General features: G+C 70.5%; 21 protein-coding genes. 11 read left to right on the top strand and 10 right to left on the bottom strand.

The window, feature by feature from the left end; genetic code table 11:
* Nucleotides 1-55: 55 nt before the first annotated feature.
* Nucleotides 56-1,009 (top strand): allantoicase, encoded by a 954-nt coding sequence (gene alc, locus ABZU75_RS05375; protein ID WP_355549765.1) that lies wholly within the window; start codon nucleotides 56-58, stop codon nucleotides 1,007-1,009.
* Between the two features lie 98 nt (nucleotides 1,010-1,107).
* Here alc and pknB read toward each other — a convergent pair whose 3' ends face one another.
* From pknB to thiO, 4 genes are all read right to left on the bottom strand, one after another.
* Nucleotides 1,108-3,063 carry a Stk1 family PASTA domain-containing Ser/Thr kinase gene (gene pknB / locus ABZU75_RS05380; protein WP_355549767.1) on the bottom strand — a complete coding sequence of 652 codons (1,956 nt, stop codon included), beginning with the start codon at nucleotides 3,061-3,063 and terminating at the stop codon, nucleotides 1,108-1,110.
* Nucleotides 3,064-3,138: 75 nt separating this feature from the next.
* Nucleotides 3,139-3,897 (bottom strand): thiazole synthase, encoded by a 759-nt coding sequence (locus ABZU75_RS05385; protein WP_343979663.1) that lies wholly within the window; start codon nucleotides 3,895-3,897, stop codon nucleotides 3,139-3,141.
* 5 nt (nucleotides 3,898-3,902) lie between these two features.
* Complete coding sequence (thiS, locus tag ABZU75_RS05390; RefSeq protein ID WP_355549770.1) at nucleotides 3,903-4,103, bottom strand: sulfur carrier protein ThiS; 201 nt, start codon at nucleotides 4,101-4,103, stop codon at nucleotides 3,903-3,905.
* Nucleotides 4,100-5,236, bottom strand: coding sequence for a glycine oxidase ThiO (gene thiO / locus ABZU75_RS05395; RefSeq protein ID WP_355549772.1), 1,137 nt, complete (start codon nucleotides 5,234-5,236; stop codon nucleotides 4,100-4,102). Before thiO ends, thiS begins: the two co-directional genes overlap by 4 nt.
* Nucleotides 5,237-5,550: 314 nt before the next feature.
* Between thiO and ABZU75_RS05400 the strand changes: the two genes are divergently transcribed.
* Genes ABZU75_RS05400 through thiE form a run of 3 tightly spaced genes read left to right on the top strand, consistent with a single transcriptional unit; the run spans nucleotide 5,551 to nucleotide 7,773 of the window.
* Nucleotides 5,551-6,729, top strand: coding sequence for an FAD-dependent oxidoreductase (locus ABZU75_RS05400; protein WP_350953493.1), 1,179 nt, complete (start codon nucleotides 5,551-5,553; stop codon nucleotides 6,727-6,729).
* Nucleotides 6,730-6,779: 50 nt separating this feature from the next.
* Entirely contained in the window at nucleotides 6,780-7,154 is a 375-nt protein-coding gene (locus ABZU75_RS05405) for an Rv2175c family DNA-binding protein (protein ID WP_326638209.1), read from the top strand.
* Entirely contained in the window at nucleotides 7,132-7,773 is a 642-nt protein-coding gene (gene thiE / locus ABZU75_RS05410) for a thiamine phosphate synthase (RefSeq protein ID WP_350924408.1), read from the top strand. The genes ABZU75_RS05405 and thiE overlap by 23 nt, the downstream gene beginning before the upstream one ends.
* A gap of 116 nt (nucleotides 7,774-7,889) precedes the next feature.
* Here thiE and ABZU75_RS05415 read toward each other — a convergent pair whose 3' ends face one another.
* Nucleotides 7,890-8,957: a polyprenyl synthetase family protein gene (locus ABZU75_RS05415; protein ID WP_355549776.1), complete on the bottom strand. Its 1,068-nt coding sequence runs from the start codon at nucleotides 8,955-8,957 to the stop codon at nucleotides 7,890-7,892.
* Nucleotides 8,958-9,358: 401 nt separating this feature from the next.
* Here ABZU75_RS05415 and metF point away from each other — a divergent pair, with 401 nt between their 5' ends.
* Entirely contained in the window at nucleotides 9,359-10,291 is a 933-nt protein-coding gene (metF, locus tag ABZU75_RS05420) for a methylenetetrahydrofolate reductase [NAD(P)H] (protein WP_350924412.1), read from the top strand.
* Nucleotides 10,292-10,316: 25 nt separating this feature from the next.
* On the opposite strand, the gene ABZU75_RS05425 is transcribed toward metF, so the two are convergent.
* Nucleotides 10,317-10,865 carry a GNAT family N-acetyltransferase gene (locus ABZU75_RS05425; protein WP_350924414.1) on the bottom strand — a complete coding sequence of 183 codons (549 nt, stop codon included), beginning with the start codon at nucleotides 10,863-10,865 and terminating at the stop codon, nucleotides 10,317-10,319.
* A gap of 83 nt (nucleotides 10,866-10,948) precedes the next feature.
* Nucleotides 10,949-11,425, bottom strand: coding sequence for a YbaK/EbsC family protein (locus tag ABZU75_RS05430; protein ID WP_355549779.1), 477 nt, complete (start codon nucleotides 11,423-11,425; stop codon nucleotides 10,949-10,951).
* Between the two features lie 119 nt (nucleotides 11,426-11,544).
* Here ABZU75_RS05430 and ABZU75_RS05435 point away from each other — a divergent pair, with 119 nt between their 5' ends.
* Nucleotides 11,545-12,348 carry a L,D-transpeptidase family protein gene (locus tag ABZU75_RS05435; protein WP_350924416.1) on the top strand — a complete coding sequence of 268 codons (804 nt, stop codon included), beginning with the start codon at nucleotides 11,545-11,547 and terminating at the stop codon, nucleotides 12,346-12,348.
* Nucleotides 12,349-12,717: 369 nt separating this feature from the next.
* Complete coding sequence (locus ABZU75_RS05440; RefSeq protein ID WP_355549782.1) at nucleotides 12,718-13,164, top strand: SAV_6107 family HEPN domain-containing protein; 447 nt, start codon at nucleotides 12,718-12,720, stop codon at nucleotides 13,162-13,164.
* A gap of 163 nt (nucleotides 13,165-13,327) precedes the next feature.
* Here the strand turns inward: ABZU75_RS05440 and ABZU75_RS05445 are convergent, their stop codons facing one another.
* The 3 genes from ABZU75_RS05445 to ABZU75_RS05455 form a co-directional block, all read right to left on the bottom strand.
* Complete coding sequence (locus ABZU75_RS05445) at nucleotides 13,328-14,461, bottom strand: PP2C family protein-serine/threonine phosphatase (protein ID WP_355549785.1); 1,134 nt, start codon at nucleotides 14,459-14,461, stop codon at nucleotides 13,328-13,330.
* Nucleotides 14,462-14,677: 216 nt separating this feature from the next.
* Nucleotides 14,678-15,172 (bottom strand): transcriptional regulator, encoded by a 495-nt coding sequence (locus ABZU75_RS05450; RefSeq protein WP_030910010.1) that lies wholly within the window; start codon nucleotides 15,170-15,172, stop codon nucleotides 14,678-14,680.
* 465 nt (nucleotides 15,173-15,637) lie between these two features.
* Nucleotides 15,638-16,882 (bottom strand): arginine deiminase, encoded by a 1,245-nt coding sequence (locus ABZU75_RS05455; RefSeq protein ID WP_355549787.1) that lies wholly within the window; start codon nucleotides 16,880-16,882, stop codon nucleotides 15,638-15,640.
* Nucleotides 16,883-17,185: 303 nt separating this feature from the next.
* Between ABZU75_RS05455 and pyrR the strand changes: the two genes are divergently transcribed.
* The 4 genes from pyrR to carA all read left to right on the top strand — a co-directional run bounded on the left by pyrR (nucleotide 17,186) and on the right by carA (nucleotide 21,414).
* A complete protein-coding gene (gene pyrR / locus ABZU75_RS05460; RefSeq protein ID WP_350924424.1) occupies nucleotides 17,186-17,755 on the top strand; it encodes a bifunctional pyr operon transcriptional regulator/uracil phosphoribosyltransferase PyrR in 570 nt (189 codons plus the stop codon).
* Nucleotides 17,752-18,681: an aspartate carbamoyltransferase catalytic subunit gene (locus ABZU75_RS05465; protein ID WP_343979617.1), complete on the top strand. Its 930-nt coding sequence runs from the start codon at nucleotides 17,752-17,754 to the stop codon at nucleotides 18,679-18,681. The genes pyrR and ABZU75_RS05465 overlap by 4 nt, the downstream gene beginning before the upstream one ends.
* Nucleotides 18,681-20,009 (top strand): dihydroorotase, encoded by a 1,329-nt coding sequence (locus ABZU75_RS05470; protein WP_355549791.1) that lies wholly within the window; start codon nucleotides 18,681-18,683, stop codon nucleotides 20,007-20,009. The genes ABZU75_RS05465 and ABZU75_RS05470 overlap by 1 nt, the downstream gene beginning before the upstream one ends.
* Nucleotides 20,010-20,160: 151 nt before the next feature.
* Complete coding sequence (gene carA, locus ABZU75_RS05475; protein ID WP_355549793.1) at nucleotides 20,161-21,414, top strand: glutamine-hydrolyzing carbamoyl-phosphate synthase small subunit; 1,254 nt, start codon at nucleotides 20,161-20,163, stop codon at nucleotides 21,412-21,414.
* Nucleotides 21,415-21,433 lie beyond the last annotated feature (19 nt).

The following is a 21,433-nucleotide window of genomic DNA, read 5'->3' on the forward strand; positions in this document are numbered from 1 at the left end:
CCCGCGGAACGATCCGGCGGCCAGGATTCCGCTCCTCGTGAGAAAGGTTCTCTCCTTGATCGAGTTCACCGCACTGCCCGACCTCGCCCTGCGCGCCCTCGGTGGCTCGGTGATCGCGGCCAACGACGAGTCCTTCGCGGAGAAGGAGAGCCTCATCAGGCCGGGGCGCCCCGGCTTCCGCCCGCACACCTTCGGCGCCAAGGGCCAGGTCTACGACGGCTGGGAGACCCGCAGGCGGCGCGAGCCCGGCCACGACTGGGCCCTGGTCAGGCTCGGCATGCCCGGGGTGGTCCGGGGTGTCGTGATCGACACCGCCTGGTTCAAGGGAAACTACCCGCCGCACGCCTCCGTCGAGGCGTGCGAGGCCGAGGGCTATCCGACGGTCGCCGAACTGGAGACGGCCGACTGGGTGGAGATCGTGCCCATGAGCGACCTCAGGGGGGACGCCGAGCACTTCTTCGAGGTGTCCGGAGAGCGCCGCTACACCCATGTGCGGCTGAACATGTTCCCCGACGGGGGCGTCGCCAGGCTGCGGGTGCACGGCGAGATCAGGCCCGACCTGTCGGTGTACGAGGGACTCGGCCTGGACCTGGCCGCGCTGGAGAACGGCGCGCTCGTCACCGCCTGCTCCAACGAGTTCTACTCCTCGCCCAACAACGCCATCTCCCCGGGCCTCGCCCGCCACCAGGCCGAGGGCTGGGAGACCGCCCGCCGCCGCGGCGGCGGCAACGACTGGCTGGTCATCCGTCTGGCGGGGCCCGGGATCGTCAGGCTCGCCGAGATCGACACCACCAACCTGGTGTTCAACGCTCCCGCCGAGGTCTCCGTCACCGGCAGCGCGGACGGCGTCACCTGGTTCCCGCTGCTGCCCAGGACCCGCCTGCTGCCCGATACCCGGCACCGCTTCCGCATCACCGACGCGCCCGAGGCCGCGTACGCCAGGGTGGACATCCACCCCGACGGCGGTCTCGCCAGGATCCGCCTGCACGGCTTCCTGGCCGAAGGCTGAGCACCCGGAGGTTCGTCCCGTGCCCGGCTGCCGGTACCGGCCGGAGCACGGAGATCCGTCTCGCCGGGACCCGGTGCCGAGCCCGCCAGGCCCGGCCGTCAGTACCAGATGGTGACCTCGGTGCCGGCCGGGACCGTCTGGCCGCCCGGCGGGGTCTGGGCCAGCACCCTGCCCTTGCCCAGGGTCCGCCTCAGCTTCACCGTGACCCCCGCGGCGCGCAGCTCGTCGCGCGCCGCCCTGAAGTCCTTGAAGACGATGTTCGGGATCACCACGACGTTGCCGCCGTCGCCGGGAGGCTGCTCGCCGTTGTTCTCCCAGGGCCAGTGCCACTCGCTGGCGCACTGCGAAAGGGTCAGCCGGACCACGGCGCCCTTGTCGACCTCGGCCTTGGGCTGGGGGTCCTGGGCGATGACCGTGCACGGCTGGGCGGCGTCGGTCTGCTCGACGAACTCGGGAGCGAATCCCGCCCCGCGCAGCACCCCGTCCGCCTGGTCGCGGGGCATGCCCCGGACATCCGGCATGACCAGGCCCGCGCTCACGACCAGATCGACCTTGCTGCCCTCCTTGACCGGGTTTCCCACGGCGGGGACGGTCCGCATCACCTGGTCACGCGGCACGGTCTCGCTGGGCTGCCTCCTGACCTTGCCGACGACCAGTGAGGCCTCCGCCAGCCTGCTCCTGGCCTGGGGTTCGGTCATGCCCACCACGTTGGGCACCGCGACCCGCTTGGGGCCGGCCGAGGCGATCAGGATCAGCTTGCTGCCCGGCTCGGCCTCGGTGCCCGCCACGGGATCGGTGCGGAGCACGTTGCCCTTGGGCACCTTCTCGTCGTGCTCTGCCTCGCCCTCCTCGACGGTGAAGCCGCGCTGTCTGGCCTCGCTGGTGGCGACCGTGATGTTCTTGCCCACCAGGGTGGAGGGCACCACGATGGTGGTGTTCTGCGAGAACAGCCAGCCGGTCACCCCCACCGCGATCACCATGACCACGGCCAGCGCGAGCAGGAACCAGCGGGCGCCGGACATCTTGCGCGTCGTGGAAACGGGCGGTGGCTGGTCGCCCACCGGGCCGGTGGGCAACTCGACGCGGGGCTGGATCAGCGTGTGGTTGGCCGGTGCGGGCGGTGCGGACGGTGCGGACGGTGCGGACACGACGGTCTCGTGGGCGTGTGGCGGCCCGACGGGGACGGACGGCACCGGGCCGCTCTCCCTGGGCAGCATCCGGTGCGCGTCGACGGCGGCGACCAGCAGCGCGGTGGCGTCCGCGGGACGGTTCGCGGGATCGCGGGCCGTCGCCCTGGCCACCAGGGTGTCGAGCAGCGGGGGAGAGCCGGGGAGCAGCGCGGAGGGTACCGGCACCGTGTCGTGTACGTGCCGGTAGGCCACCGACATCGGGGTGTCGCCCTCGTACGGCTGGCGGCCGGTCAGGAGCTCGAACAGCATGATGCCGGCCGCGTAGACGTCGCTGCGGGCGTCGGCGGCCCCCGAGGTGACCTGCTCGGGGGACATGTAGCCGATGGTGCCGATCATGACGCCGGTGCGCGTCTGGTTGGTCGCCTCGATCGCGCGGGCCAGGCCGAAGTCCACGACCTTGACCCGGCCGTCGTCGGCGAGCAGCACGTTCTCCGGTTTGACGTCCCGGTGGACCAGGCCCGACTGGTGGGCGGCGCCCAGCGCGGCGAGCACCGGGATCATGACTTCCAGTGCCTCGCGGGCGGGCAGCCTGCCACGGTCGCGGAGCACGTCGCGCAGGGTCCGGCCCGGCACGTACTCCATCGAGAGGTAGACGTTGTCGCCATCCGTGCCCTGGTCGAAGACGTGCACCACGTTGGGGTGCGACAGGCTCGCCACCGACTTGGCCTCGCCGATGAACCGCCGTACGAAGGCGGGGTCCTCGGCGAGCGAGCGGTGCATCACCTTCACGGCGACAGTGCGGTCGAGCCGGATGTCCAGGGCCAGATAGACGGTCGCCATTCCGCCCCGGGCGATCCGGGACTCAACGCGGTAACGCCCGTCGAGGAGTTTCCCGACCAGGGGGTCCGTAAGCGTCGTGTCCACGTGGCCGAGTTTACGGGCGATTTGACGCCGACAGGGTCCCTGAATCCCAAACCGATGCCGAGACGTGGTCGTTTTCTATCGATGAAGAGGGGAGGAGGCCTCCGCGTAGCGACGCCGGGGTATCCGCCCGGCCAGGCGCGCGGCCCGGCCCGCCGCGACGGCCGAGCGCATGGCCTGCGCCATCAGCTCCGGACGCTGCGCCCGGGTGACCGCGGTGGCCAGCAGAACCGCGTCACAGCCCAGCTCCATGGCCAGTGCCGCGTCGCTGGCCGTGCCGATCCCCGCGTCCAGGATCACCGGCACGCTCGCGAACTCCACGATCAGCTCGATGTTGTGCGGGTTGCGGATGCCGAGGCCGGAACCGATGGGCGCCCCCAGCGGCATCACCGCCGCGCAGCCCGCCTGCTCCAGCCTGCGTGCCAGCACGGGGTCGTCGCCGATGTAGGGCAGCACCACGAACCCGTCGGCGACCAGCCGCTCGGCGGCGTCGAAGGTCTCGATGGGGTCGGGCAGCAGGGTGCGCTCGTCGGCGATGACCTCAAGCTTCACCCAGTTCGTCTCCAGTGCCTCCCTGGCCAGCCTGGCGGTCAGCACGGCCTCCCCGGCGGTGAAGCAGCCCGCGGTGTTCGGCAGCACCCTGATGTCGCGCCGGCGCAGCACGTCGAGCACCGAGCCCCGCGCGGCCGGGTCGAGCCGCCGCATCGCGACGGTGGTCAGCTCGGTCCCCGAGGCGGCGAGCGCCGCATCCAGGATCTCCAGGGACGGGGCGCCCCCGGTGCCCATGATGAGACGGGAGGAGAACTTCTCGCCGCCGATGATCAGATCGTCCACCATGCCCCTCATCCTCCCTGAACCGCGGTGAGCACCTCGACCCTGTCGGCCTCCGCGAGCGCGGTGGCCTCCCAGGCGCCGCGCGAGACGACCTCGTCGTTCACCGCGACGGCCACCCCGCTCCGCATGCCGGTCAGCCGCTGCACGGCCTGCGCGACGGTCGCCCCGGTGGGCAACTCGTGCGCGGCGCCGTTGATGGTCACGTTCATGACAGCTCCTGCGGTGGGTGCTCCTGGAAGCGGAGGGGTGAGCAGATCGAGGAGAGCTCCGGGTCGGTCTCGCCCGAGCAGAGGTCGGCGGTGAGCGGGGCGAGCAGCACCCCGCCCCGGTGGTGCCCGGTGGCCATGTGCAGACCGGGCACGATCGTGGGACCGATCAGCGGCAGGTTGTCCGGGGTGCCGGGGCGCAGTCCCGCGGCGACCTCGGCCACCTCCAGCTCGGTCACGCCGGGAACGAGCTCCCGCGCGTCGCGCAGCAACTCCCACAGCCCACCGGCGGTGACACGGGTGTCGAAGCCCATCTCCTCCTGCGTGGCGCCGAGGACGACCTCGCCGTCGCCGCGTGGCACCAGGTAGACGTTCGAGCCGTGCACGACCCCGCGCACGCATCGCCGCAGGATCGGCACGGGGGAGCGCAGCCGCATGATCTGGCCCTTGACCGGCCGAACCGGGGGCAGCGCCTCGGGCGGCATCCCCGGCAGGGAGCCCGACCAGGCGCCGGCGGCGAGGATCACCTGCTCGGCCCCGACACTCTCGCCGGTCGCCAGCCGTACCCCGGTGACCGCTCCGGCGGCCGTGAGCAGCCCGGCCACGCGGGCGCGCACCAGGGTGCCGCCCGCCCGCTCCAGGGCGGTGAGGAGCGCGGTGGTGACCTTCCTGGGGTCCACCCAGGCGTCGCCGCCCGCCAGCAGGCCGCCGCGGACCGCGGGGGCCAGCATGGGTTCCAGACGGCGGCACTCGCGGCCGGTGAGCCGCTCGGCGGGCAACCCCAGCTTGGCGACGAAGGCGGCGAGATCGTCCAGCGCGGCCAGATCGTCCGAGCCGAAGGCGACGTCGAGGGTGCCGTCGGTGCGGTGGTCGAGGTCGTGCCCGCTCGCGTCCGCCAGTTCGGCGGCGAAGGCGGGCCAGCGTTCCAGGGAGGCCAGGCCCAGTCGCAGCAGCGGCTCCTCGGTGTAGGTGACCTCGCTGACCGGGGCCAGCATGCCCGCCGCCGCGTGCGAGGCGCCGGAGGCGGGCGCGGGGTCGGCCACCGCCACCCTCAGGCCCCGGCCGGCGGCACGCCAGGCCACCGACAGTCCGATCACCCCCCCGCCGACGACGAGGAGGTGGAAATGGTCCGCCATACGTACTCCGCTCCCTTCGCCGGCATGACCCGGATCAGGTTCGTGGCGGTCGAGGGCCCGCTCGCGGTCGCCTCCGGACCTCGCTCACCGGTGCCGTGCGGATCCGTTCCTCGCACACCACCTGGCTCGCGCCGGGTCCTTCGTCGCTCCGCGGCCCTCCTCTCAGCCCGGTGCGTTCCGGGCTCCCGCGCGTCTTCCCCCCAACCCTAAGGGGTCCGGCAACACGCTTAGAGCGTCAGATGTGAGGTAAATACCGTTTTCGTTATCAACGACCGTTGGTAGGAGTACGGTGCTGACGCTTATGGTCGGGAAGTGTGAATCATGTCGTGGTGGTAGGCGCCGGTCTGGCCGGCGTACGCAGCGTCGAGGCGTTACGGGCCCGCGGGTTCGGCGGCAGGATCACGCTGATCGGGGAGGAGCGGCACAGACCGTACGACCGTCCACCCCTGTCCAAGGGGGTGCTGCTCGGCGAGACCGACTCCACCGTCGTCGACTCCGACCTCGACGCGCTTGAGGTCGACTTCCGCGCGGGCGTCTCCGCGAAGGGGCTCCACCCCGGCGTGGTCGAGACCACCGAGGGCGAGCTGGCCTACGAGGGCCTGGTCATCGCCACCGGCGCGCGCCCGATCCGGCTGCGCGGGGACGGCTCACAGCACGTGGTGCGCACCATCGACGACGCGCTCCGGCTGCGTTCCCTGCTCGGCAGGGGGACGAGGGTCGCCGTGATCGGCGCGGGCTGGATCGGCGCCGAGGTGGCCACCGCCGCCCGCAAGGCGGGCTGCGCCGTGACCGTGATCGAGGCCGCCGACGTCCCGTTGTCCGCCGCGCTCGGCCAGGTCGGCGCGTACACCGCCGCCTGGTACGCGGAGGCCGGCGTCGACCTGCGCCTGGGCACCATGGTCGCCTCGGTCGACCAGGGGGGGCTCACCCTGGCCGACGGCTCCGCGGTCGAGGCCGACGTGGTCGTCACGGGCGTCGGCGTGCGGCCCGCGACCGAGTGGCTGGTCGGCTCCGGCATCCGGCTCGACAACGGCGTGGTCACCGACGAGCACCTGCGCACCTCGCTGCCCGGAGTGGTCGCCGTGGGCGACTGCGCGGCCTGGTGGTCGCGCCGCTACGGCGTGCGCCTCCGCGTCGAGCACTGGGACACCGCCCTGGGCGCCCCGGACGTGGCCGCGGCCACGCTCGTCGGCGACGTCGCCGTCTACGATCCGGTCCCCTACTTCTGGTCCGAGCAGTTCGGCCACATGGTCCAGTACGCCGGGTACCACGACGGCGCCCGCCTGATCCGGCGCGGCGACCCGGAGGCCGAGGGAAACACCAGGTGGGCGGTGTGCTGGGTGACCGAGGACGACCGGCTCGCCGCGGTCCTCTCGGTCAACCGCCCCCGCGACCTCGTCCAGGGGCGCCGCCTCATCGAGGGCGGACGGCGCCTCGACGTCAATCGCCTCGCCGACCCTGCGATAGCGTTGCGCGACTGTACGGTGGCGTAACCTCGCCGCCAGGTGTTTGGCGAAGGGCTCGATGTGGTAGTGGTGGATTCGTGACGCTTTCTGTTGCGCAGATCGACCGGGAGACCGACCAGTTGGTGGGCGAGTGGCTCACCCTGACCGAGGTTGCCAGAAGGCTCAACCTGAGCGCCGGTCGCGCCAAGCAACTTCTCAAGGACCGCAAGCTCATCGGAGTGCGCAGGGGCGGTGGCGAGCCACAGGTCCCCGCGGCCTTCCTCGCCGGCGCGGACGTCGTCAAGGGGCTGCCGGGCACTCTCACGGTGCTCCTCGACGCCGGATACGACGACGTCGAGTCGCTCCGCTGGCTTTTCACCCCCGACGACACGCTGCCGGGCTCGCCGGTCGACGCGATCGTGGCGGGCCGCCACACGGAAGTGAAGAGACGTGCCCAAGCCCTCGGTTTCTGACGCCCGTCTGTATCTGTGCACCGACGGACGGCGTGACCGGGGAGATCTCGCGGACTTCCTCGACGCCGCCCTGGCGGGCGGGGTCGACATCGTGCAGCTACGCGAGAAGGGTCTTGAGGCGCGCGAGGAGCTCGATCTCCTCGCCGTCTTCCGTGCGGCCTGCGACCGGCACGGCAAGCTCCTGGCCGTGAACGACAGGGCCGACATCGCCTACGCGATCCGCCCCGACGTGCTCCACCTCGGCCAGGGCGATCTGCCGGTGCCGATCGTGCGCGACATGCTCGGCGACGACATCCTCATCGGGCGTTCCACTCACGCCCCCGAGGAGGCGTCCGCCGCGGCGGTCGAGCCCGGCGTCGACTACTTCTGCTGTGGCCCGATCTGGCCGACGCCCACCAAGCCCGGCAGGCACGCTCCGGGCCCCGGCCTGCTCAGGCATGCCGCGGCCCTGGAGACCGAACGGCCCTGGTTCGGCATCGGCGGCATCGACCTCACCAACCTGGACGAGGTCGTCTCCCATGGGGTGCGCCGGGTCGTGGTGGTGCGGGCGATCACCGAGGCCGACGATCCCAAGGCGGCGGCGGAGGAGTTCAAGCGGAGGCTGGCGGCCTCCGTCTGAAGTCCTTCCGCCCGGCGGGAGCCTGTCTCCGGCTGGGCGGACGGGACGCCGAGCACGGCGCCGGCTCGTGCACCGGACCGGTGCGCGCCGGCCCGTGCGCGGGTCAGGCGCGCGGTTCAGGTGCGCCGGGAGGTGGCGGCCACCGCGAGGTCGGCCAGGGCCGCCCGGGCGTCGGGGCGGATCGGGGCGCCCTCCAGCGAATCGAGGGCGTTCTCCAGGTACTCCTTGATCAGGTCCTCACACGCCACGAGAGCCCCCGTCTCCTCGATGATCCGGCGCAGCCGGTCCACCCCGGCCTCGTCCAGATCCGGGTCGCCGAGCGTGGCGCGTACCACCTGTGCCTGGGAGGCCGAGGCGGCGGCGAGCGTGCGGGCGATGAGCATCGTCCGCTTGCCCTCGCGAAGATCGTCGCCGGCCGGTTTACCGGTCTCGTCCGGGTCGCCGAACACGCCGAGGATGTCGTCGCGAAGCTGGAAGGCGATGCCCACGGACCGCCCGTACTCCTCGCAGAGCCGGTCGATCCAGGGCTCCCTGCCCTGGGCGGCCAGCACCAGCCCGAGCCGGAGCGGCTGTTCCACGGAGTACTTGCCGCTCTTGAAGAGGGCGACCCGCAGCGCACTGTCGAAGGTGCCCTCGCCGTGCGCCTGCTCCAGCAGGTCGAGATACTGGCCGCACATCAGTTCGGTGCGCATGTCGTCGTGCACCTTCTGCGCCGCCGCCAGCGAGGCGGCCGGCAGGCCGCTGTTGCGCCACATCTCACCGGACCAGATGAGCATCAGGTTGCCCAGCAGAATGGCCGCACCCTCGCCGAACTGCTCGGCGGAGCCGTGCCAGCCCGCCTTTCTGTGCAGTTCCTCGAACCTGCGGTGTGCCGAGGGCATGCCCCGGCGCAGGTCGCTGGCGTCCATCACGTCATCGTGCACCAGGGCGCTTGCCTGGAGCAGCTCAAGGGAGGCGGCCGCGGAGAAGAGCGCGGGGTCGTCGCCTCCGCCCGCACCATGCCAGCCCCAGTAGCAGAAGGCGGGGCGCAGCCGCTTGCCGCCCGCGAGGAAGTCCTCGGCAGCGGAGACAAGAGGGGCCAGCTCTGGAGCACTGACCTGCGGACGCTGCTGTTCGACGAACCGCCGGAGAGCGTGGTCCACCTCGGACCGGATCATGTCCAGCGCGGTTGCAGAAGTGATCATCGAATACCTCCGGTATGGAGACCCTGGGCTTCAGCTCTGGGGAGGAAACGCGGTGCGGTGCCGCACGCCCTGGCACCGTGTCCGGCGGTGATGACACCCAGACCACCGTACGCATGGTCGACACGGGCCTTCCCGCCGGGGCGGCGGAGCGGCGGAACGGTTGCGGGGCCGGTGCGAGACACGACACCTCCGGGTTTCTCGCGACTGGTCATGAGTCAGGAAACCCAATCTATGAAAGTTGGGATCCCCCGGCTTCGGCGGCAGGAGGAGGTCAAGTAATGAGATTAACGGTCCAAGGGGATATTTCGATCTAGAAGAACGGTTGTTTCGCGTGGAGATCGTCCTGTAGGCGGCCGTGATCTGATCGGGCATCCGAGCGGCCGGGCCAGTATCCTTGCCCCATGGCTCTGGGTCGCCCGTCCGTTCTTCCAGATCGTGTCGCCACCGTCCGCGAACTCCTCGCCGCCGGTGCCCACTCGTTCTCCTTCGAGTTCTCCCCTCCGAAGACCGACGAGGGAGAGCGCCATCTCTGGCGTGCCGTCCGCGAGCTGGAGGCGCTGCACCCCACCTTCGTCTCCGTCACCTACGGTGCCGGAGGCAGCACCCGCGACCGCACCGTCGACATCGTCGAGCGGATCGCCCACGAGACCACGCTGACCCCGGTCGCCCACTTCACGGCCGTCAACCACTCCATCCGCGAGCTGCGCCACCTGGTCGGCCGGTTCGCCGGGGCGGGCGTCCGCAACATCCTCGCCGTGCGGGGCGACCCGCCGGGCGACGTGACGGGCGAGTGGGTGCGCCACCCCGAGGGCGTCCTGTACGCCGAGGAACTGGTCAGGCTCATCCGCCAGTCCGGCGACTTCTGCGTGGGCGTGGCCGCCTTCCCCTACAAGCACCCCAGGTCGCGCTCGATCGAGTCCGACACCGAGTACTTCGTACGCAAGTGCCGGGCGGGCGCCGACTACGCGATCACCCAGATGTTCTTCCGCGCGGACGACTACCTGCGGCTCCGTGACCGGGTGGCGGCCAGCGGCTGTGACACGCCGATCATCCCCGGCATCATGCCCGTCACGCAGATGAGCACCATCGCCAGGTCGGAGCAGCTCTCCGGCGCGCCGTTCCCGCCCGAGGTGGCCGAGAGGTTCGCGGCCGTCGCCGACGATCCGGCCGCCGTGCGCAGCCTGGGCATCGAGCTGGCCGCCGAGCTCTGCCAGACCCTGCTCGACGAGGGCGCGCCCGGCATCCACTTCATCACCTTCAACCGCTCCAGCGCGACCCGCGAGGTCTTCCAGGCGCTCGACCACACGCCGAGGGCCCCTTCGCTGGGGGGCTGAGCGAGAGGGGCACCCGCTGGGCGGCTCAGCCGTCCAGCGGGAGGACCGCCCCGAGGATCGCGTAGCGCTCGTGCCCGCCGGGGAAGACGAACTGCGTGAGCAGGTCCACGAAGCCGATGCTCCGGTAGAGGTGCCGGGCCGCGGTGGGCCGGTCGCGGGTGGACAGCACGGCGGTGCGCTCCAGGCGGCCCGCGCAGATGCCCATGATCATCGACCGTCCGATGCCCTTGCCCTGGTAGTCGGGGTGGACGTGGATCTCGGCGAGCTCCAGCGCGTCGCCCAGCCAGCCGCGGGCGCTGCCCTCGCCGTGCTTCTCGGCGAGGGCCCGCCGGACCACGTCGTGCCACCACTGGCCGGAAACCCCGTGGAAACCGTAGGCGATCCCCACCGGGGTGCCGTCGGAGAGTTCGGCGAACAGGCAGGTGAAGGCCGGGTTGGTGGCGTGGTTTCCCATGATCGCCTTGCGACCGGCGATCTGGTCGGCGGGCGGGTTCATCGCCTTGGTGTAGACGTCAAGGACCGCGTCCAACCGGAGCGTGAACTCGTCGGGGCCGATCCGTCGCAGTCCGATCACGCGTCGCACCCTAGCAGGGAGGACATGACGCGGGTCAGCGCCGGTGGCGGGAGCGCCGTGCCGTGCTCACCGCCGGATCGCGGTCATTCGACCTCGACGGGGACCCCGCCGGTGATGCGGACGAGCTCGTCGAAGGAGGTCGGGAAGACGGTGTGCGGGTGGCCGGCGGCGGCCCAGACGACGTCGTACTTGTCCAGCCAGGTGTCGACCAGCGTCCGGACCGGGGCGGGGTGGCCGATCGGGGCGACGCCGCCGATGACCTGGCCGGTGGCCGCCCGCACGAAGGCGGGATCGGCGCGCTTCACCTTCGCCACACCGGCCGTCCTGGCGATCAGGTCGGTGTCGACCCGGTGGGCGCCGCTGGTCAGAACCAGGAGCGGCTCGCCGTCGGCATCGAATATCAGGCTGTTGGCGATGGCGCCGACCTCGCAGCCGAGCTGCGCGGCGGCGCTGGCGGCGGTCGGGGTGGCCTCGGCGAAGGTGACGATCTCGCCGGGGACGCCGTGCTCACGGAGCACGGTGGCGACTTTCTCAACGTTCGGATGCAACTTTTCTGGCACCTGGCCACTCTAAACGGGTTGACCGTTGATTTCCGCTTCATAACCGGTCACTTGCACGGGGAACCCGTGCGCTATGGTCCCTTGACCTGATCCATAGTGATATGAGGAGTTGATGGAAAGTGGGGGTTGGACAGCGGCTGGGAGCGGCCGCGCTGATGACGGCGGGGGCCGTGCTCCTCTCTTCCGCGGGCGTCACCCTTTCCGCGGGCGTCGCCGAGGCACGGGCCGCGGTCTCGGCCGCGCCGGCCGTCGCGACGAGGACCGAGGCGTCCCGGTTCGTCGCACCGGGCAAGACGCTCAGGCTCGGCGCGAAGGGCGCCACGGTGAAGGTGCTCCAGGAGAGGCTGGCCGAGCTCGGCTACGCCCCGGGCAGGATCGACGGCCGCTACGGCGGTGCGACCCTGACCGCGATCTGGGCCTTCCAGAAGGTCAACGGCATCTCGCCGACCAGCACCGTGGCGCGCAGGACCTGGCAGGCCCTGGAGAGTCCGCTGGCGCCGAAGGTGCTCGTCCCCGGGGGTAAGCCGACCCGGGTGGAGGTGAACCTCACCACCCAGGTGATGGTCCTCTACGTCAACGGCGCGGTGCGGCTGATCAGCCACACCTCCTCGGGCAGTGGGATCGCCTACTGCGAGACGGCCACCTGGGAGGGCAAGACCCAGCGGTTCTGCGGCGACGCCCGCACGCCGACGGGCGACTACAAGACCACCTGGCGCAGGGACGGCTGGCACAAGTCCTACCTGGGCCAGCTCTACAACCCGATCTTCTTCAACGGCGGCATCGCCTTCCACGGCGCGCTGTCGGTGCCGCTGGCACCCGCCTCCCACGGCTGTGTCCGGCTGCCGATGCACGTGGCGGAGGTCCTTCCCGGCCTGCTCGGCACCGGGGTGCCGGTGCATGTCCGAGGCAGGTTCGCCCGGTAGCGCGGCGGAGCGGGCGAACCGGCGGGCGGATCGGCGCTCGGCGAGCGGAGGCCCGGGGAGACGGAGATCTCCCGGGGCCTCCGTCATGTCTGTCATATCAGAAGATCGAACTTTTGTTCGCTGTTTTACTTGACAGTATTAGTGGTCGAATTTATGTTCGATGTAATGACGCGGGGCTCGCAGCCCGTGTCCAGGGTGGTCGGCCGGATCCACGTCGTCGGAGGAGACGATCGGGCCCAGGTCGGGGCGGGCGGGGAGAGGGGAAGCTCCTCGTCCGGCCGCCCGGTGGATTTGTCGGTGGGGTCTGCGAATGTTGACACCGCCGGTGAAAACGCCGGGAGCCGCTTGTGACCAAGGAGGCTGACGCACATGACCCCTCGGCTCGGCGATTCCGGTGGGCCCCGACTGTCCCCCACGGTGCGGGCGCACCTCACAGACGCGCGCGACTGTCTCGAAGAGGCCGCCGCCGCCCGGACCTCCGCCGCTCGTTACGTCGCGGCCCACCTCGCGGCGCTCAGGGCGGCCGCCGCCGTCCTGGCCGCGCGCCCCCGTCCCATGCAGGGCCGCAGGCGCAGGCTGCGCAGTGCCTGGGAGTTGCTCCCCGAGGCCGAGCCCCGGCTGGCCGAGTGGGCGCCCTACTTCGAGACGAGCGCGGCCAAGCGGGCCGCCGCCGAGGCGGGGCTGACCCGCACGGTGTCGTCGCGAGACGCCGAGGAGCTCATCTCCGAGGCGGAGCGCTTCGTCATCGAGGTCGAGAACCTGCTCGGGGTGCCGGCGCAACCCGTGCTCCCGGGCCACGTCCCGCTGGCGGGTTAGGTCCCCTCCGGCGGATCTCGCCGTGGCGAGGTTGGTCAGACGGTTGGTTCAGACGGTTGGTTCAGACGGTGTCGCGGCATGCCTTGATGACCGGCGGCGGTGACCGGCGACGACGCGGCGGGGCGCCGTCCGACCGGCCGTGGCGGGCAGGCCCCGAGGCGGTCTACGCCGCGGAGGAGTTCTCCTGGACGGCGCGGTGGCGCAGCAGGAGCATGGCGGCGTCGTCGCCCAGCGGTCTGCCCACGTGGTGGAGCAGGTCCGCGCGCAGAGCGTCCAGCGACCCCTGAGGGTCGTCCTCACCGTCCAGCAGGTGCGCCCGCTCCGGCAGCGGGTAGAACTCGCCGAACCCGTTGCGCGCCTCGATGACCCCGTCGGTGTAGAAGAGGACCTGGTCCCCCGGCTCGAAAGGGATGTGGTGCGGCTGCGGCTTGCTGGCCTGTAGTGCGCTCATGCCCAGCGGCAGGGCCTCGTCCGGCGGGTCGGCGAACCAGATCGTGCCCTCGGCGTCCAGCACCATGGGCGGGGGGTGGCCGCAGTTGATGACGGCGATGGTGGAACCGCCGCGGATCTCGGCCAGTACGGCGGTCACGAACTGCTCGCCGGACAACTCGCGGGTCAGTGCCTTCTCCAGCCGGGCCACGACGCCCTGGAGCTTCTTCTCGTCGTGGGCCGCCTCGCGGAAGGCGCCGAGCACCACGGCCGCGGTCTCCACGGCCTCCAGGCCCTTGCCCTGCACGTCTCCCACGATGATCCGGACCCCGTGCGGGGTGGTGACGACCTCGTACAGGTCACCGCCGATTCTGGCCTCGGCCGTGGCGGAGGTGTACGAGACGGCCACGCCTATGCCGGGACCGGCGCGGCGGGGCACAGGGCGCAGCAGCACCCGCTGGGCGGCCTCGGCCACCGAGCGCACGTCGGCGAGCTGGCGCTCGTGGCGCAGCCGCCCGGCGCTGGCCAGCACGCTGGCCACGGTGACGCCGAGGATGGCGAACATGGTGATGTTGGTACGCGGCGTCCAGAGGATGTCGTTGTAGAGGCCGAGCGCGACGCACAGCATCAGGGCGACGACGCCGATCACGGTGGTGCGGGCCAGGCCGCAGGCCACACTGGCGAAGGCCGGGCCGAGGGCGAGCAGCGGGAGGAGGCCGGACGTGGGGCCCGAGCCGAAGTCGATCACGGCCACCACGGCCATGACGACGAACGGCAGCAGCTTCAGGGTGTCCTGGGTCCTGGTGGTGCCGATCGATGCCAGCAACCGCAGGAAGGTGCGCGTCCTGGTCGATCCCAGCGACACCATGACCGAGTGGAGACGGCTTTTTGAGCGCGGTCGAGAGTGATCGAGCCGATCATCTCCCGAAGTCATGTCCACCGTGTCTCGCCAATCGAATGTTTGCCTTTTCCTACCACAGTGGCCGTGGGCCGGGGCGGAATGAAGCTAACGTTCTGCTGAGAGCAAGATTTTTAGAGCGGGGTGGGCACGCCGGTTCCGGCGCACCCACGACCGGTCAGACGGTCAGAAGGACTCGACGGCGCGGCGCGCCTCGGGGTCCAGGACGCCCCAGCCGATGAGCTCCTCGGTGAGCTCGCTGGGGGACTTGTCGTAGATCACGGCAAGGGAGCGGAGGTCCTCCTGGCGGATGGACAGCACCTTGCCGTTGTAGTCACCACGCTGGCTCTGGATGGTGGCCGCGTAGCGGGCAAGCGCGCCGGCCTTCTCCTTGGGGAGCTGGGCAAGGCGCTCAAGGTCGATCACAAGTTTCGGTGTCGGGCCCAGAGGACTGGGAGCAGCCCCTCCGGGCAGCAACTCCGAGACCGGCACCCCGTAGAAATCAGCCAGCTCGGCAAGCTTCTGCACGGTGACGGCACGGTCGCCACGCTCATAGGAGCCCACGACGACCGCCTTCCAGCGCCCGCGGGACTTCTCTTCGACTCCGTGCAGGGACAGGCCCTGCTGGGTGCGAATGGCGCGGAGTCGTGCACCCAGCGATTTGGCGTACTCAGACGGCATGGTGTGGCCCCCCGGCTCTGTATGTACTGCTCTCAACTTGATTGTGCTACCTCGCAACTTATGCCCCGGTCACCGGGTTGGCGCCCGGGGTAGGCGTCTTCGGTGACCGGTGCGTCAGGGTTCACCCGATAACGCCACGAGGTGTGGTTACGGACAGTGACGGTAAAGCTGTGGGCGCCTAAGGTCAAGCTGATTGGAAAAAAGATGTCGAATCCGGTCCGATGTGGTCCGCCTCAAACGCGGTAGTTGTCCTACCGTGCATCGCGAAACCTCTAGTTTTTACGGGATTTTCGCCGGATGCTGGCTTCTTCTGGGGGATTCGGGGCAACATCATCTTCGGGTGCGGCGACCAGAGTATGATCTTCGACAAGGTGGCCGGGAGGAATACCCGGTGCGACGGTCCCGTCCGGCCGGAGGTGTGGATCGGCGTTTCGTGGCGGCGGTCCGCCCGGCTCCCGGAAGGGCTCAGCCGCCGTCGCGTTCCAGCGGGCAGCTCATGCAGCGCGGGCCGCCCCGGCCCCTGCCGAGTTCGCTGCCCCGGATCGTGATGACCTCGATCCCGTTGCGGCGCAGGTGGTTGTTGGTGGTGGTGTTGCGCTCGTAGGCCACGACCACGCCGGGTCGCAGGGCCAGCACGTTGCAGCCGTCGTCCCACTGCTCCCGTTCGGAGGCGTACACGTCCTGTGTCGCGCTGAGGACCTTGATGTCGTCCAGGCCGATCGCCCGCGCGATGGCTCTGTGCATGTCCTCGGGGGGATGGTCGGTGATCTTGAGTTCCTTCTCGTTGTCGCCGGGCTCGACGGTGTAGGAGGGCAGCATGCCCAGCCCCGCGAACTTGGTGAACACCCCGACGTCCACGTTGGTCATGACCGTGTCCAGATGCATGAAGGCCCGCGCCTTCGGCATGTCCAGCGCGACGATCCTCGTCGCGGCGCCCTTCGCGAACAGGCTCCGCGCGAGCATCTCGACAGCCTGCGGCTGGGTGCGCTCGCTGATCCCCACCAGCACCGCGCCCTGGCCGATGACGAGTACGTCGCCGCCCTCGATGGTGGCCGGAGCCGCGGGGATGCCGGGCATCCAGACGTGGTAGCCGCCCTCCTCGGGCCGGTCGTAGCCGGAGGCGAAGGCGGGGTGGTAGCGGTAGATCGCCTCCATGTTGACCGTCTCGCGGCGGCGGGCCTTCTTTCTCATCGCGTTGATCGAGACGCCGCCGTAGATCCAGCAGGAGGTGTCGCGGGTGAACAGGTGGTTGGGCAGCGGGGGCAGGACGAAGTCGTCCGGCCTGAGCGTGTGGAAGGCGAGGCTCTTGGGATCGGTGCCCATGTCCACCAGTTCGCGCTTGGTGATGCCGCCGGTGAGATAGCGCTGAAGCATCGTGGAGTCCATCGAGTCCAGCGCGTTGCGGATGGCGTCGACGGCCATCGGGCCGAAGTAGCGCTCGTCGGCGATGCCGTCCAGGATGTGCTTGCGCGCCTGGGGGATCTCGACGGTCTCATGGAGCAGGTCGGAGAGCATGTGGACGGTGACTCCCTGGTCGACCAGGAGTCTCTGCCACTCCTCGTGCTCCTCCACGGCGCGCTGCACCCACAGCACGTCGTCGAAGAGGAAGTCGTCCTTGTTCGACGGCGTGAGCCGTTTCAGGGCGAGTTCGGGCCGATGCAGCAGGACCTGGTGGAGCCGGCCGACCTCGGAGTCGACGTGAAAGGCCATTTCTCTTCCTTCGCGGCTGGTGACGAGAGAGTCGGGAGGGCGGCGCCCCGGACCCCGTGGGCGCGCTCGCCATACCTCGCGTTGGTACGGACCTAAAGCGCATACCCGCCAGAACCATGGGAAGTCAGTGAAGATCACGATATTTATTCACTTTTGGGAAGATCGCTGGGGCGGGTGTCCGGCGTCCGCCGAGGTGGGGCCGGTCAGGGTCCGGTCAGGGCGAGCCGTCGAGCGGCTGGTAACGTAAGAGTGCTGACTTCCTTTAAGACCCGTCCCGTGAGGCGGGAAAGGTGGTGTTACTCCTTGACCGATGCCATTTCGCATGCGCTGAGCGGTGCGCGCGCCGTTCTTGAGCAGCCCGATATCAACCGGGCCCTGGTCCGCATCTCCCACGAGATCCTTGAACGGACCAAGGGCGGCGAGAACGTCGTCCTGCTGGGCATCCCCACGCGCGGTGTCCACCTGGCCCGCCGCCTGGCCGCCCACATCAAGCAGTTCGAGGGCCGTTCCGTGCCCGTCGGCTCCCTCGACGTCACGATGTACCGAGACGACCTGCGCCTGCGTCCCGCCCGCGCGCTGGGCCGCACCGAACTGCCCGCCGACGGTATCGACGGCAGGACCGTCGTCCTCGTCGACGACGTCCTCTACTCCGGCCGCACGGTCCGTGCCGCGCTCGACGCGCTCAACGACCTGGGCCGCCCGCAGGCCGTGCAACTCGCCACCCTGGTCGACCGCGGCCACCGCGAGCTGCCCATCCGCCCCGACTACGTGGGCAAGAACCTGCCGACCTCCAAGTCCGAGAGCGTCAAGGTCTACCTGGAGGAGAACGACGGCCGCGACGCGGTCCTGCTGCTGAAGGAGGACGGCCGGTGAAGCGGCACCTGATCTCGGCGGCCGATCTGACCCGTGACGACGCCCTGCTCATCCTGGACACCGCGGACGAGCTGGCGAAGATCTCGGAACGTTCCATCAAGAAGCTCCCCACCCTGCGGGGCCGCACCGTGGTGAACCTCTTCTTCGAGGACTCCACCCGGACCAGGATCTCCTTCGAGGCCGCGGCCAAGCGCCTGTCGGCGGACGTCATCAACTTCTCCGCCAAGGGCTCCAGCGTCTCCAAGGGCGAGTCGCTCAAGGACACCGCGCTCACCCTGGAGGCGATGGGCGCCGACGCCGTCGTCATCCGGCACGGCGCCTCGGGCGCCCCGTACCGGCTGGCCGGCTGGGTGCGCGGCAGCGTCGTCAACGCCGGTGACGGCACCCACGAGCACCCCACCCAGGCCCTGCTCGACGCCTTCACCATGCGCCGCCGCCTGGGCTCGCTGGACGGCAGGAAGGTCACCATCGTCGGTGACGTGCTGCACAGCAGGGTGGCCCGCTCCAACGTGCTGCTGCTGGCCACCCTCGGCGCCGAGGTGACCCTGGTCGCCCCGCCGACCCTGTTCCCGGTCAACGTCGACTCCTGGCCGTGCGAGGTCTCCTACGACCTCGACGCGATGCTGCCCAAGTCCGACGTGGTGATGATGCTGCGCGTGCAGCGCGAGCGGATGAACGCGGCGTTCTTCCCCACCGAGCGGGAGTACAGCCGCCGCTACGGGCTCGACCGCGAGCGCGTCGCCAGGATGCCCGACCACGCCATCGTGATGCACCCCGGCCCGATGAACCGGGGGATGGAGATCGCGGCCGAGGTGGCCGACTCGCCGCGCTCGACGATCGTCGAGCAGGTCGCCAACGGGGTGACCGCACGCATGGCCGTTCTGTACCTGCTGCTTGGCGGCGCCGACCTCGGGGGAGAGATCTGATGAACGACCGCATCGGGGCCACGCGTGACGGCATCGTCATCAGGGGCGCCAGGATCCTCGGCGGAGAGCCCGTCGACATCCTGATCCGCGACGGTCTCCTGGTGGAGATCGGCCAGGGGCTGAGCGACGGCGGGACCGTCGAGGCCGTCGAGGCTGAGGGGTTGATCGCCCTGCCCGGCCTGGTGGACCTGCACACCCACCTGCGCGAGCCGGGACGTGAGGACGCGGAGACCGTCACCACGGGCACCCGCGCCGCCGCCCTCGGCGGCTACACCGCCGTGCACGCCATGGCCAACACCGACCCGGTCGCCGACACCGCAGGCGTTGTCGAGCAGGTCTGGCGCCTGGGCCAGGAGGCGGGCTACTGCGACGTGCAGCCCGTCGGAGCCGTCACGGTCGGCCTGGGCGGCGAGCACCTGGCCGAACTCGGCGCGATGGCCGACTCGGCGGCCCGGGTCCGGGTCTTCTCCGACGACGGCAAGTGCGTCTCCGACGCGGTGCTCATGCGCCGCGCGCTGGAGTACGTCAAGGCCTTTGACGGCGTCGTGGCCCAGCACGCCCAGGAGCCGCGGCTGACCGAGGGCGCGCAGATGAACGAGGGCGCGGTCTCCGGCAGGCTGGGCCTGACCGGATGGCCCGCGGTCGCCGAGGAGGCGATCATCTCCCGCGACTGCCTGCTGGCCGCGCACGTCGGCTCGCGCCTGCACATCTGCCACGTCTCCACGGCGGGCTCGGTGGAGCTCATCCGCTGGGCCAAGTCCAAAGGCTGGGACGTCACCGCCGAGGTGACCCCGCACCACCTGCTGCTGACCGACGACCTCGTCGAGGACTCCCCGGTCGGCTCCTACAACCCGATCTACAAGGTGAACCCGCCGCTGCGCACCCGCGCCGACGTCGAGGCGCTGCGCGCGGCTCTGGCCGACGGCACGATCGACTGCGTGGCCACCGACCACGCCCCGCACCCGGTCGAGGACAAGGAGACCGAGTGGGCCGCCGCCGCCATGGGCATGATCGGCTTGGAGACGGCGCTCGCGGTGGTCCAGGAGGCGATGGTGGAGACGGGGCTGCTCGACTGGGCCGGTGTCGCCGAGCGCATGTCCTGCGCCCCGGCCAGGATCGGCAGGCTTCGAGGGCACGGGCAGCCGATCGAGGTCGGCGCGCCGGCCAACCTCACCCTCTACGACCCGGCGGTGCGCGCCGCGGTCGACCCGGCGGGCTACGCTTCCAAGAGCCGCAACACCCCCTACCAGGGCCTTACCCTGCCCGGCCGTGTCGTGGCGACCTTCCTGCGCGGCAGGCCGACGGTCCTGGACGGGAAGCTCACGTGAGGACTCCTCGCCTTCGCGCGCCGGGCGTCGGATACCTTCGCCTTCCCGCACCGGGACGTGGGGGCGTCCCGCTCGGTGCGGCGACGGCGAATCGATGTGCCAGATATTTCATACTTTGCGGAGCTGGAGCCGAGATGATCGGGGTGTGTGAGTGACCGCAGTGCTAGTGCTGGAAGATGGACGTGTCTTCCACGGGACCCCCTACGGCGCCGAGGGCGAGACCTTCGGCGAGATGGTCTTCAACACGGGGATGACCGGCTACCAGGAGACGCTGACCGATCCGTCGTACCACCGCCAGATCGTCGCGATGACCGCGCCGCACATCGGGAACACCGGGGTCAACGACGAGGATCCGGAGTCCTCGCGGGTGTGGGTGGCCGGTTACGTGGTCCGCGAGCCGGCCCGGGTGGCCTCCAACTGGCGCTCCAACCGTTCCCTGGACGACTACCTCAGGGAGCAGGGCGTCGTCGGCATCGCCATTCCCGGCACCCGCGCCCTGACCCGTCACCTGCGGGAGCGGGGAGCGATGCGGGCCGGGGTCTTCTCCGGCAAGGCTCTGGCGCCGGTCGAGGAGCTGCTGGAGCGGGTGCTGGGCAGCCCCCTGATGGAGGGCGCCGACCTGGCGGGGGAGGTCTCCACCGCCAAGCCGTACGTGGTGCCCGCGATCGGCGCGCGGCGGTTCACCGTGGCCGCGGTCGACCTCGGGATCAAGGCGATGACGCCGCACCGGATGGCCGAGCGCGGCTGCGAGGTGCACGTGCTGCCGGCCTCGGCCACCACGGAGGAGATCCTCGCGCTCGGTCCGGACGGGGTGTTCTTCTCCAACGGCCCCGGCGACCCCGCCACCGCCGACGGACCGGTCAAGGCGCTTCGCGGGGTCCTCGACGCGGGTGTCCCGTTCTTCGGCATCTGCTTCGGAAACCAGCTCTTCGGGCGTGCCCTGGGGCTGGGCACCTACAAGCTGCGTTACGGCCATCGAGGTGTCAACCAGCCGGTACAGCACCGGGGAACCGGCAAGGTGGAGATCTCCGCGCACAATCACGGTTTCGCGGTGCGGGCACCGCTGGAGGGCGTGTTCGACACGCCGTACGGCCCGGCGGAGGTCAGCCACGTCAACCTCAACGACGACTGCGTCGAGGGGCTGCGGCTGCTGGACCGCCCGGCCTTCAGCGTCCAGTACCACCCGGAGGCCGCGGCCGGCCCGCACGACTCCGCAAGCCTGTTCGACGACTTCTGCGCGTTGATGGCGGGAGAGCGGGGAACGGTCAACGGGGCGATCACAAGTACGGAGCGGTTCGGGGAACGAGCGGGCGGAGTGGCGGACGAGGGACGAGTCCTCCGCGGAGCCGGCGAGGAGCCGGACGCGACCATGGGAACGGAGCGAATCGGGGAACTTCGGTGCTGATAACCTGACTAGTCAAGTC

Origin of the sequence: Streptosporangium sp. NPDC005286 (assembly GCF_040607515.1) — a bacterium.
In the GTDB taxonomy this organism is placed as follows: Bacteria; Actinomycetota; Actinomycetes; order Streptosporangiales; family Streptosporangiaceae; genus Streptosporangium.